General features: G+C 71.6%; 14 protein-coding genes and 1 pseudogene. 6 read left to right on the forward strand and 9 right to left on the reverse strand.

Features of this window, described 5'->3' with window-relative positions:
* Positions 1–12 precede the first annotated feature (12 nt).
* The gene (locus ACIBU0_RS00425) at positions 13–834 is read left to right on the forward strand and encodes a phytanoyl-CoA dioxygenase family protein (RefSeq protein WP_398809390.1); all 822 of its coding nucleotides are present in this window, start codon (positions 13–15) and stop codon (positions 832–834) included.
* A 15-nt stretch (positions 835–849) separates the two neighbouring features.
* On the opposite strand, the gene ACIBU0_RS00430 is transcribed toward ACIBU0_RS00425, so the two are convergent.
* The 3 genes from ACIBU0_RS00430 to ACIBU0_RS00440 form a co-directional block, all read right to left on the reverse strand.
* Positions 850–1,818 (reverse strand): aldo/keto reductase, encoded by a 969-nt coding sequence (locus ACIBU0_RS00430; protein WP_398809393.1) that lies wholly within the window; start codon positions 1,816–1,818, stop codon positions 850–852.
* Between the two features lie 79 nt (positions 1,819–1,897).
* A complete protein-coding gene (locus tag ACIBU0_RS00435) occupies positions 1,898–2,428 on the reverse strand; it encodes a flavoprotein (protein WP_398809396.1) in 531 nt (176 codons plus the stop codon).
* A 67-nt stretch (positions 2,429–2,495) separates the two neighbouring features.
* Positions 2,496–2,954: a DUF1348 family protein gene (locus tag ACIBU0_RS00440; protein ID WP_398809398.1), complete on the reverse strand. Its 459-nt coding sequence runs from the start codon at positions 2,952–2,954 to the stop codon at positions 2,496–2,498.
* Between the two features lie 109 nt (positions 2,955–3,063).
* On the opposite strand from ACIBU0_RS00440, the gene ACIBU0_RS00445 reads away from it, so the two are divergent.
* Positions 3,064–3,615: a TetR/AcrR family transcriptional regulator gene (locus ACIBU0_RS00445; protein WP_398809401.1), complete on the forward strand. Its 552-nt coding sequence runs from the start codon at positions 3,064–3,066 to the stop codon at positions 3,613–3,615.
* A gap of 96 nt (positions 3,616–3,711) precedes the next feature.
* Here ACIBU0_RS00445 and ACIBU0_RS00450 read toward each other — a convergent pair whose 3' ends face one another.
* Together ACIBU0_RS00450 and ACIBU0_RS00455 are read right to left on the reverse strand one after the other, a co-directional pair.
* Positions 3,712–3,912, reverse strand: coding sequence for a ferredoxin (locus tag ACIBU0_RS00450; RefSeq protein WP_398809404.1), 201 nt, complete (start codon positions 3,910–3,912; stop codon positions 3,712–3,714).
* 105 nt (positions 3,913–4,017) lie between these two features.
* On the reverse strand, positions 4,018–5,229 hold the full coding sequence (locus tag ACIBU0_RS00455) for a cytochrome P450 (RefSeq protein ID WP_398809407.1): 1,212 nt from the start codon (positions 5,227–5,229) through the stop codon (positions 4,018–4,020).
* A 308-nt stretch (positions 5,230–5,537) separates the two neighbouring features.
* Between ACIBU0_RS00455 and ACIBU0_RS00460 the strand changes: the two genes are divergently transcribed.
* Entirely contained in the window at positions 5,538–6,161 is a 624-nt protein-coding gene (locus ACIBU0_RS00460) for a LysE family transporter (protein ID WP_398809409.1), read from the forward strand.
* Positions 6,162–6,211: 50 nt separating this feature from the next.
* Here the strand turns inward: ACIBU0_RS00460 and ACIBU0_RS00465 are convergent.
* Positions 6,212–6,451 (reverse strand): annotated as a pseudogene (locus tag ACIBU0_RS00465) (nuclear transport factor 2 family protein); the annotation flags it as partial.
* Between the two features lie 137 nt (positions 6,452–6,588).
* Here ACIBU0_RS00465 and ACIBU0_RS00470 point away from each other — a divergent pair.
* Positions 6,589–7,038 carry a nitroreductase family deazaflavin-dependent oxidoreductase gene (locus ACIBU0_RS00470; RefSeq protein ID WP_398809412.1) on the forward strand — a complete coding sequence of 150 codons (450 nt, stop codon included), beginning with the start codon at positions 6,589–6,591 and terminating at the stop codon, positions 7,036–7,038.
* A gap of 65 nt (positions 7,039–7,103) precedes the next feature.
* On the opposite strand, the gene ACIBU0_RS00475 is transcribed toward ACIBU0_RS00470, so the two are convergent.
* Positions 7,104–8,075 (reverse strand): cation diffusion facilitator family transporter, encoded by a 972-nt coding sequence (locus tag ACIBU0_RS00475; protein ID WP_398809415.1) that lies wholly within the window; start codon positions 8,073–8,075, stop codon positions 7,104–7,106.
* A gap of 146 nt (positions 8,076–8,221) precedes the next feature.
* On the opposite strand from ACIBU0_RS00475, the gene ACIBU0_RS00480 reads away from it, so the two are divergent.
* Together ACIBU0_RS00480 and ACIBU0_RS00485 are read left to right on the forward strand one after the other, a co-directional pair.
* Positions 8,222–9,235, forward strand: a complete 1,014-nt coding sequence (locus ACIBU0_RS00480) for a glutathione S-transferase family protein (RefSeq protein WP_398809418.1) — start codon at positions 8,222–8,224, stop codon at positions 9,233–9,235.
* Positions 9,236–9,252: 17 nt separating this feature from the next.
* Positions 9,253–9,561, forward strand: coding sequence for a DUF4235 domain-containing protein (locus ACIBU0_RS00485; protein ID WP_398809421.1), 309 nt, complete (start codon positions 9,253–9,255; stop codon positions 9,559–9,561).
* A 368-nt stretch (positions 9,562–9,929) separates the two neighbouring features.
* Here ACIBU0_RS00485 and ACIBU0_RS00490 read toward each other — a convergent pair whose 3' ends face one another.
* Together ACIBU0_RS00490 and ACIBU0_RS00495 are read right to left on the reverse strand one after the other, a co-directional pair.
* On the reverse strand, positions 9,930–10,322 hold the full coding sequence (locus tag ACIBU0_RS00490) for a VOC family protein (protein ID WP_398809424.1): 393 nt from the start codon (positions 10,320–10,322) through the stop codon (positions 9,930–9,932).
* A gap of 151 nt (positions 10,323–10,473) precedes the next feature.
* A complete protein-coding gene (locus ACIBU0_RS00495) occupies positions 10,474–11,214 on the reverse strand; it encodes a helix-turn-helix domain-containing protein (protein ID WP_398809428.1) in 741 nt (246 codons plus the stop codon).
* Positions 11,215–11,294: the final 80 nt, after the last annotated feature.

Raw genomic sequence — 11,294 nt, forward strand, 5'->3', positions numbered from 1 at the left:
AGGAGTGGACACATGACAGCCACGGATATCGGCGCCACCGGCGCACCCATCCTGCCCGAGACCGGGCTCGACCAGTTCCGCGAGGACGGCTTCACGGTCGTACGCGGGCTGTTCGGGACCGACGAGATCGACCGCCTCTGCGACCGGTTCACGGCGCTGCACGCGTCCGGGCCGGTGCCCGGGCATTTCGAGCCGCGTCCCGCGGACCCCGACCCTCTGCGCGCGTATCCCCGGGTGATGCAGCCGCACGAGATCGACGAGCTGTCGTTGCGGGTGCTGCTCGACCCCCGGCTGCGCGGTGTGCTGGAGGCGCTGCTCGGAGAGGAGGTGCTGGCGGCGCAGAGCATGTTCTACTTCAAGCCGCCGGGAGCGCGGGGGCAGGCGCTGCACCAGGACAACTTCTATCTGCGGGTGGAGCCGGGCACGTGCGTGGCGGCGTGGATCGCCTGCGATGTGATCGACCGGGACAACGGAGGGCTCGAAGTCGTCCCCGGCACGCACGCGATGGACCTGTTCTGTCCGGACCTCGCGGACGCCGAGGTGTCCTTCGCGCGGGAGTACGTTCCGCCGCCGCCCGGGCTGGCGGCCGTGCCCGTCGACATGGAGCCGGGGGATGTCCTGTTCTTCAACGGGAGCGTGGTGCACGGCTCGCAGCCCAACGGGACGCCGGACCGCTTCCGCCGCTCGTTCATCGGTCACTACGTGGGCCGTTCGGCCGAGAGGATCGGCGCGTACTACCGCACGCTGACGATGAGCGGCGACCGCGTTCCCCTGCCGCGCAGCGAGGGCGCGGGGCCGTGCGGCACGGAGTTCGAGCCGCACGGGCCGCACTGAGCAGGACCGTCGGGATCAGTGACCGATGATCGGATGCGGCGCGTAGGGCGCCTGGAGCTGCTCCAACTCCTTCTCGCTGAGCTCCAGTTCGACCGCTGCCGCCGCGTCCTCGATGTGATGCGGCTTGGCGGCGCCGATGATCGGGGCGGCCACCGTGTCCTGGTGGAGCAGCCAGGCGAGGGCGACTTGGGCGCGCGGGACGCCGCGTTCCTCGGCGACGCGGGTGACGGCCTCGACGACGACCCGGTCGCTGTCGGCGTACAGCCGGCTGCCGAAGGCGTCGGTGTTGCTGCGTTCGGTGACCGTTCCCCAGTCCCGGGTGAGCCGGCCACGCGCGAGCGGGCTCCAGGGCAGCACACCGACGCCCTGGTCGGCGCAGAGCGGCAGCATCTCGCGCTCCTCCTCGCGGTAGAGGAGGTTGTAGTAGTTCTGCATCGAGACGAACTTGGTCCAGCCGTGCCGCTCGGCCGTGTACTGCATCTTGGAGAACTGCCAGGCGTACATCGAACTCGCCCCGATGTAGCGCACCTTGCCCGCCTTGACCAGGTCGTGCAGGGCCTCCATGGTCTCCTCGACCGGGGTGTGCGGGTCGAAGCGGTGGATCTGGTACAGGTCGACGTAGTCGGTGCCGAGGCGGGCGAGGCTGTGGTCGATCTCCGTCATGATCGCCTTGCGGGAGAGTCCGGCGCCGTTGGGTCCGGGCCGCATCCGGCCGTTGACTTTCGTCGCGAGCGCGATCTCGTCGCGGCGGGCGAAGTCACGCAGCGCCTTGCCGACGATCTCCTCGCTGGTGCCGTCGGAGTAGACGTTGGCGGTGTCGAAGAAGGTGATGCCGGCCTCCAGCGCCTGCCGGATCAGCGGCCGCGACGCCTCCTCGTCGAGGGTCCACTCGTGCGCGCCGCGGTCGGGCAGCCCGTACGTCATGCAGCCCAGACAGATCCGCGACACGTCCAGGCCCGTCGAACCGAGCTTCACGTACTGCATCGTTGCTGCTCCTGCCTTCGGGGTGGGGGGTACCAAGGGGAGCGTACGTGCTCTGTTCGTCAACCCGGCCGGGCGGAGGTCACCGCCGCAGCAGTTCCAGCGCCCGCTCCCAGCCGAACTCCGGCCGCCCGCCGCCCTCCCCCGCCTCGCCGGTGTACGGCTCCCCGAAGCGCACGCCCATCCCCCGCAGCCGTATCAGGCTGTCCTGGTACGCGGGATGGGCGGCGAGCGCCTCGGCGACGCAGGGCAGGACGGCGATGGGGACGCCGAGGCCGTGCGCCTCGCACAGGGTGCCCAGGGCGAGGGTGTCGGCGATGCCGGCGGCCCACTTGTTGAGGGTGTTGAAGGTGGCGGGGGCCACGATGACGGCGTCGGGCGGTGGGAAGGGGCGGGGATCGGCGGGCGTGCGCCAGGCCGAGCGGATGGGGCGGCCGGTGAGGGCCTCGACGGCGGCGGTGTCGAAGAAGCCGTTCATGGCGACCGGCGTCGCGATGACGCCGACCTCCCAGTCCCGCTCCTGGGCGGCGGTGATCAGCTTGCTGACGTCCGCGGCGATCCCCGCGGCGCAGACGACGACGTAGAGGAAGGGCGTGCGGGCCTGTTCGGTCACTCGCGAACCCTACTCAACGGGCCTGGCGCAGCGGATCAACAGGCCTGCCGCACCGGACTGAACAGGCTTACCGCACGGGGAAGGACAGCCCGCGCTCGTTCTCCGGCCGCGGACCGAAGATACGCCGCTGCTTCTCCTCGATCGGCACGTCGTTGATGCTCGCCTCGCGGCGGGTCATCAGACCGTGCTCGTCGAACTCCCACAACTCGTTGCCGTACGACCGCCACCACTGCCCTTCGGTGTCCCGGCACTCGTACTGGAAGCGGACCGCGATGCGGTTGCCGTCGAAGGCCCACAGGTCCTTGCGCAGCGCGTACTCCTGCTCGCGGGCCCACTTCGCGCTGAGGAACCCGACGATCTCGGCGCGCCCGGTGACGAAGGTGTCGCGGTTGCGCCACACCGAGTCCTGCGAGTAGGCGAGCGCCACCTTGTGCGGATCGCGGGTGTTCCAGGCGTCCTCGGCGGCCTGCACCTTCTGCGCGGCGGTCTCACGCGTGAACGGGGGCAGCGGCGGGCGGTCGGTCATGGCGTCCTCCAGTTTCCGGAACGGCGGCGAGAGCAACGGAGAACGAGCGTTCTCCACTTCGCTGCTACCGTAGGAGAACGCTCGTTCTCACGTCAAGGAGAGGTCGTCCATGGACAGCGCAACCGCCCGGGAACAGGCACTGGACGCCGCGGAGAGGCTGTTCTACGGGCGCGGCATCCAGTCCGTCGGCATGGACGACATCCGGGGTGCGTCCGGGGTCTCGCTCAAGCGGCTCTACCAGCTCTTCCCGGCGAAGGAGCAACTGGTCGAGGCATATCTGGAGCGGCGCGACGTGCGCTGGCGCGGGCGGCTCGCGGCGTATGTCGAGCGGCAGGCCGACCCCGAGCGGCGGATCCTGGCGGTCTTCGACTGGCTGGAGGAGTGGTTCGGCGAGGAGGACTTCCGCGGATGCGCCTGGATCAACGCGTACGGCGAGCTGGGCGCCCGCTCGGACCGGGTGGCCGGCCAGGTGCGGGCGCACAAGCGGGCGTTCCGCGACCAGCTCGCCTCGCTGGTGGCCGGGGCGGGGCTGCCCGACGCGCTCACCGGGCCGCTGTATCTGCTGGCCGAGGGCGCCATGGTCACGGCGGGCATCACGGGCGAGGCGCGGCCTGCGACCGAGGCGCGCGAGGCGGCACGGGCGCTGCTGGCGGGGCACTGATCCCGGATGTGGTGCGCCGGGCCGGCCCCGCAGCTCCGCCGCCCGGTGTGACGGCGGAGCTGACGGGCGCCCAGGCGGTGCTCGACGCGCCGGGCGTCAGCTTCCCGCTTCGGACACGGTGATGGCGCTGACCGGGCAGGCCCGGGCGGCCTCCCGCACCATCGGGTCGCCGCCGCCGTCCTCCCGGCCGGGGATCAGGGCGCTGAAGCCGTCGTCGTCCTGGGTGAAGACGGACGGGGCGGCGAGGGCGCACTGGCCGGCGCCGATACAGAGGTCGTGGTCGATGTGGATGCGCATGTCGAGCGTTTCGCGCTTCTCGCCTGTTGCGTGGGTTCCGCTTGTTTCGGGGGTTTCGCGGGTTTCGCTTGTTTCCTGCGCTTTGTTGTCCATGACCGGAGCCTCTTACCAGGTCACGGGGAGTTCCAGCATCCCCTGGATCGTGTCGCCGGGTTTGAAGGGGATTTCCTCCGCAGGGACGGCAAGGCGCAGGGTCGGCAGCCGGTCGAAGAGGGTGTGCAGGGCGATCTCCAGCTCGGCGCGGGCCAGGTTCTGGCCGAGGCACTGGTGGATGCCGAAGCCGAAGGCGACGTGATGGCGGGCCGGGCGGTGCCAGTCCAGGCTGTCCGGGTCGGCGTAGACGGCGTCGTCGCGATTGATGACCGACGTCGCGAAGAGCACCCCCTCTCCGGCCCGGATGGTCGCCGCGCCCTCCACCTCGATGTCCTCGACGGCCACCCGCAGCAGTCCGTCGGCGATCGACAGCATCCGCATGAGCTCTTCGACCGCGGCGGGCACCAACCCCGCGTCGGCGCGCAACTCGGCCAGGCGGTCGGGGTGCTGGAGCAGGGTGAAGGTACCGAGGGAGATCATGTTGGCGGTGGTCTCGTGGCCGGCGACCAGCAGGATGGTCGCGAGGGCGATGAGCTCCTCCTGGTCCAGGTCGCCGTCGCGCAGCTGCTGGTGGACGAGTTCGTCCAGGACACCGTCGCCGGGCTCCGGCTGCTTCTGTTTCCGTTCGATCAGTTCGGCGAAGTACGCCTCCAGCCGGTCCCGGGCGTCCATGGTGTCGGCGGCCGTGGGGCCGCGCAGCAGGCGCCGGGACTGCCCCTCGAAGTACTCGTGGTCCTCGTAGGGGACGCCCAGCAGGGCGCAGATGAGCATCGAGGGCACGGGCAGGGCGAAGGCGCTCACCAGCTCGGCGGGCGCCCCCTGGGCGATCATCGCGTCCAGCCGCTCGTCCACGATCCGCTGGATCTGCGGGCGCAGCTCGACCGCACGCCTGAGGGTGAAACTGGGGACCATCATCCGCCGCTGGACCCGGTGTTCGGGGTCGTCGACGCCCAGCAGCGCGCTCCTGCGGTTGCGGAACCCCGCGAACCGCTCGGTGGGCGCGGGGAAGTCGGGTCGGGTGCGGTCGGAGGACAGCCGCGGGTCGGCGAGCAGAGTGCGGGCGAGGGAGTGGCCGGTGACCAGCCAGGCCGGGCGGCCGTCGTACAGGGTGATGCGGGCCAGCGGCCGGGTGTCGCGCAGGGGGTCGTAGGCCGTGGGCGGGTGGTACGGACAGGTGCGGCTCTGAGGGAAGGCGACGGTGTGCGATTCCGTCATGTCCGTCATGGAAGACCTCGCAGACGAAGGGTGCGTCGTGCCGATCTTCATTAGATGCCTTAGGCATCCAATGGGCGATGCGAAGTTCGGCCAGATCAGGCGCACCGGCAATATGGCCGGAGACCGTCGCACAGGGGTCCGGGCGCGGGGGCGTCCGGCCGGCCCTCCGCCGAAATCCGCTTGTCGGCGGAGGGCCGCCACCCGCAGAATCCGGCCATGCCTACGACCACCGCCTTCCTGCCGCCGACCGTCGCCGTTCTCGCCGCGCGGTCCCAGCAGCAGCCCGGCCGACCGTGGGGTCCGACGCTTCCCGCGTCGTGACGGCCGCGCTGGTCGCGGGGCTGCTCGCGGGCTACGGCATCGCCGTCCCGGTCGGCGCGGTCGCGACCTACCTGGTCTCCCTCACCGCCCGTACGTCCCTGCGGACCGGGGTGTGCGCCGCGCTCGGCGTCGCGACCGCCGACGGGCTCTACGCCCTCGTCGCCACCCTCGGCGGCTCCGCCCTCGCCGCCGCGCTGCGTCCGGTGCTGGTGCCGCTGCGCTGGGCGTCCGCCCTGGTGCTGGCGGCCCTCGCGGTACGGGGTGCGGTCACCGCCGTACGCCACCACCGCGACCACCGGCCCACCACCCGCTCCACGCCCCCTCCGCCGGGCCCGGCGCGCGCCTACCTGGCGCTGCTCGGGATCACGCTGCTCAACCCGACCACCGTGATCTACTTCGCGGCCCTCGTCCTCGGCACCCGCACGACGGAGGCCGTACCGCTCCTGGAGCAGGGCGTGTTCGTGCTTGCCGCGTTCGCCGCGTCGGCGAGCTGGCAGCTGCTGCTCGCCGGCGGCGGGGCGCTGCTGGGGCGGGTGCTGACGGGCCGTCGGGGGCGATTGGTGACGGCGCTGGTGTCCAGTGCGGTGATTCTGGCGCTGGCGGTACGGATGCCGGTGTAGTCGCCGTGCGGTCCGGGCCCTGGCGTCACCTTCCCGGCCCAGGGCGCGCAGGCCCGGGCGACGGCGAGGCTGTCCTCGTACACATGGCGGCGGACGACCAGACCGCGCTCCACGGTGAGGTGCAGAGCGAACCTGGCGCGGTAAGGGCGTCCGGTCGCCGCGGCCGTCTGCCGGATCTCGCCGAGTACGACGGCGTCCGGGCCGTCGACCAGGACGCGCTCGATCCGGGTGGCCGCCTCTGCGGCGACGCGGTGGGCGGCCGGCTGTCTGCGAAACCGACTGTGCCGGACGTGACCGGCCGAGGGCGATCACCCATCGGGCAAGGGAGTTGGGGCCCACGGGATTCCGGCTCTGGATGATTCCCACGGGTTCCGGTGTTGTACAAGGGAGTCAGTCAGCACCAGGACACGACGATGGGACCGATGCCATGCCCCTTGAAGGCGAGTACGAGCCCAGCCCGACCAAGTGGGTACGCGACCAGGTGGAGTTGTACGAGAGCTCCGGCGGCACCCAGGGCACGACCCTCATGAACACCGGGATGCCGGTGATCCTGCTCACGACGCGGGGCGCCAGGAGCGGCAAGATCCGCAAGACGCCGCTGATGCGGGTCGAGCACGAGGGGCGTTATGCCGCGGTGGCCTCACTGGGCGGGGCGCCCAAGCACCCGGTCTGGTACCACAACGTCAAGTCCGATCCGCATGTGGAGCTGCAGGACGGGCCCGTGAAGCGGGACATGAAGGCCCGCGAGATCACCGGCGCGGAGAAGGCCGAGTGGTGGGAGCGTGCCGTCGCGGCGTATCCGCCGTACGCGGACTACCAGAAGAAGACCGACCGGGTGATCCCCGTCTTCGTGCTGGAGCCGTTCGACGGAGACTGATCGAGGCTCCGAAAACTTTTTCTCCTCCGGGACGCATGAACCGGCGTTCGCCGGGCACACGTGCGTCAGGCCCCGCCGCGTTCCCCCGTCGCGGCGGGGCTCCCCTGTGCCTCGCGCGCGGAGCGTTCCGTGACGTCGAGGAAGATCTGGTCCGCCTCGGCGACGGTGCGGCCGATGGACCGCTTGATACGGACGGCGACCTCTTCGACCTGTTCGCTGTCGAGGCCGGGCACCAGATCGACCCGGGCCGCCACCAGGGCGCTCTCCAGACCCGTCTTCATCGTGAACAGCGCCTCCACGCTGTCGATCTCCGGCTGCGCCTGCAGCAGGGCGCGGATCCGGGCGGCCGCCTCGGGGTCGGCGGCCTGCCCGATCAGCTGGTCGCGGGCCTCGCGCCCCAGCCGGTAGGCGACGTACACCAGCAGCGCGCCGATCGCCAGCGAGGCGGACGCCTCCCAGACGACCTGCCCGGTGACCATGTGCAGCACCATGCCGGTCAGGGCCAGCGTCACACCCAGCACCGCCGTGGCGTCCTCGGCGAGCACCGTGCGCAGGGCCGGGTCGCGCAGACCGCCCGCGAGGCCGCCCTGCCGGCGGACCTGGTGCAGTGCCCGCACCAGCGACAGGCCCTCGGCGACGAAGGCGACACCGAGGACGACGATGCCCGCCACATAGCCGCTGAACTTCTCCTCGCCGCCGCCGCGCAGTGCTTCGAAGCCCTGGAAGAAGGAGAAGCAGCCGCCCATCACGAAGATGCCGACGGCCGCGAGCAGCGACCAGAAGAAGCGCTCCTTGCCGTAGCCGAAGGGATGGCGGGCGTCGGCGGGACGGCGGCTGCGGCGCAGCGCGGCCAGCAGGAACACCTCGTTCATGCTGTCCGCGACGGAGTGCGCCGCCTCCGACAACAGCGCGGGTGACTGGGCGACGACGCCGCCCACCGCCTTGGCGACGGCAATGACGAGGTTGGCCGCGAGGGCCACCAGGACGGTGACGCGGGTCCTGCGGTCGGTCTTGGGTGCCTTGTTCGTCCTGCTCACCTGTCTCCGACTGCCCAGGGCGGTGCGGATCACACCGTGCGGTCGACGCAAAACGGGGGACCCGTCATACGGGGGAACACGGTGTACGGCACGGAACGCAGAAGACGGTGCACGGCACGGAGCGCGGGGCAGAAAGGAGCGCGGTCATGAGCGGCGGGGGCAACACCGCCTACGGGAGGAAGTCGTTCCAGCGGTCGAAGGCCCACTTCACGGACCGGATCACAGCGGACGGCCGGGACGGCCGGCCGGTGGAGGCGGGCCGCTACCGGCTGGTGGTCAGCCGTGCCTGTCCGTGGGCGAGCCGGGCGGTGATCTCGCGGCGGCTGCTCGGCCTGGAGGACGCGTTGTCGATGGCGATCGCCGACCCGATCCAGGACGACCGCAGCTGGCGCTTCACCCTGGACCCGGACGGCCGCGACCCGGTGCTCGGCATCCGCTTCCTCAGCGAGGCCTACGACCGGCGGGAGACGGACTACCCGGGCGGCGTCAGCGTGCCCGCGATCGTGGACGTCCCCAGCGGCGAGCTCGTCACCAACGACTACCAGCGGATCACGCTCGACCTCGCCACCGAGTGGACGGGCCTGCACCGCAAAGGGGCGCCGGATCTCTACCCGGAGAAGCTGCGGGACGAGATCGACGCCGTCATGGCGGACGTCTTCGAGGACGTCAACAACGGTGTGTACCGGGCGGGGTTCGCCACCGGCCAGGAGGAGTACGAGGGGGCGTGCGCTCGGCTCTTCCGGCGCCTGGAGCTGCTGGCCGAGCGGCTGTCCGGGCAGCGCTATCTGGTCGGCGACACGATCACCGAGGCTGACATCCGGCTGTTCACCACGCTGGTCCGCTTCGACGCCGTGTACCACGGCCACTTCAAGTGCAACCGCTGGAAGCTGACGGAGAATCAGGTCCTGTGGGCGTACGCCCGCGACCTCTACCAGACGCCGGGATTCGGTGACACCGTCGACTTCGATCACATCAAGCGGCACTACTACCAGGTGCACAGTGGCATCAACCCGACCGGCATCGTCCCCCTCGGGCCGGATCTGGCGGGCTGGCTCACGCCGCACGGCCGGGAGGAGCTGGGCGGCCGGCCCTTCGGCGACGGAACACCACCCGGGCCGGTCCCGCAGGCCGAGGAAGTCCCCGCTCAAGGGCGGCCCTGACCATCAAGGAGGCGCACGTGGCCAAGAAGACCAACAAGAAGCTGAAACTCCCCCTCGCCTACAAGCCCCTGGGCTTCGCGCTCGGCTGGTCGAGCGGCTGGCTGGCGGGGCTGGCCTTCCGCAAGACCTGGATGGCGGTACGGCACGAGGAGGACGCCCCCGACGCGCTGGACCGCGACCGCGGCTGGGGGGAGATCCTGCTCGCGGCGGCGGTCCAGGGCGCCCTGTTCGCGGTGGCCCGCAGCGTGGCCGACCGCACCGGCGCGAAGGCCATCGAGCGCTCGACGGGTGTGTGGCCGGTCGGCGAGAAGGGCGGGCGGGACTGAGAGCACGTCCGGGAATCCGGCCGGAGCCTTCCGGGGCCCCGGCCGAACCGGGGAGGGCCCGGCCGAACCGGGGAGGGCCCGGCCGAAACCAGGGAGGGCCCGGCCGAAACCAGGGAGGGCCCGGAGAGAACTAGAGAGGGTCCTGCCAGAACTAGGGGGCCCGGAGAGAACTAGAGAGGGCCCGGCCAGAAATAGGGAGGGCCCGGCCGGAACCAGAGGGAGAACCCGGCCGGAACGGAGAGGGAGAATCCGGCGGGAGCCTGGAGCCGGTCCCGGCCCCTGCCGGGAACCGAGGCGGGAGAACCCGGCGGGAGCCTTCCCCCGGCCCCGGCCGGGAACCGATGAGAGCCCGGCGGAGCCAAGGGGGTTCAGCCCTGCTTCGGCGCCGTCGGGGCGACGCGGCGCAGGGTGAAGGAGTGGCCGGCCGGGTCGGCGTAGCCGCGTACCTCGTAGGGGCCGGGGGCGTCCTTCGCCTCCATGGGGCGGCCGCCGAGCCCGACGATCCTGCGTTCGACCTCGTCCAGGTCCTCCACGACGAAGTCGAGGTGGGCCTGGAGGGAGTTCTCGGGACGCGGCCAGCTCGGCGGGGTGGCGTTCATGTCGCGGCGGAAGGCGAGCCGGGTGCCGTCGGCGCCCCTGATCTCCACGCGGTTGGCGGTCGCCTCCGTCTGCTCGGCCTCCAGCAGTTCCCGGTAGAACACGGCGAGCTTCTCCGGCTCGGCACAGTCGAGCACGACGAAGCCCGCTTTCACCAGTGGCATGACTCCTCCGTTGGGTCCGGGGCGCGGGACGGTCCTGTCCCGCCGCCCTCCATCCCCTCCGGGTGTCCCGGCCAGGCCGTTTCAGTCCGACGCCGGTCCCTGCATTCAGCCCGTCCGGGGGTGCCCGGGGGAGGTTGAGGACGAGGCTCTTTCAGCCCCTGGAGGACGGGACGGGTAGGGGCGGCCGGGGCGAGATCTCCGCCAGCCGAGCCGCCGCGGCGTCGAGCAGCAGGTCCAGGGCCGCCGGATACGAGCTGCGGGCCATCTCCGCCACGAGATGGCGGGCCGTGGCGGCGATGTGCGGGTGGGTGTCGGCGGGCAGCCGCGCGTACGTCGCCCGCCAGACGGCCGCCTCGGCCCGCTGTGCGGCCTGCGGCATCGCCGCGCTCGCCGAGTCGAGGGCGCCGTGGGCGAGGGCCTGGTCGACGAACGCGTGGTAGATCCGCACCGCCTCGGCGTCGGGGAAACCGGCGCCGCGCAGCACGCCGAGGATGGTCTCGACGGCCTGGATCTCGTACACCCGTCCCGTCACCCGGTACGAGCTGAGCACGGCCGCCCGGGGTTGCGCGAGAGCCCCCGCGTGCATGCGCAGGCCGAGGTCGCGCAGGTCGGCGCGCCAGTCGCCGGTGGGGCGCCAGCTGCGCAGCGTACGGCCGATGAGCTCGTCGGCGATGGCGAGCATCAGGTCGTCGGTGTGCCGGAAGTACCGGTACAGCGAACTGGGGTCGGCGCCGAGGGCGCGGCCCAGGCGGCGCACCGAGAGGGCCTCGGCCCCGTGCTCCTCGATGAGCCGCAGGGCCGTCTCGACGATCAGCTCCTCGGACAGGACGACGCCCTGCTTGGTGGGGCGCCTGCGCTGCCGGGCGCCGGGCGGGACGACGCGCTCGCTCATGGACTGCCTCCCTCGGTCGGGTGCCGGCACCTTATGACAACACCGTTGACCTGTTAACCCCCCGGGCAGTTTCATGTCCG

Origin of the sequence: Streptomyces sp. NPDC049627 (assembly GCF_044465645.1) — a bacterium.
GTDB lineage: Bacteria > Actinomycetota > Actinomycetes > Streptomycetales > Streptomycetaceae > Streptomyces.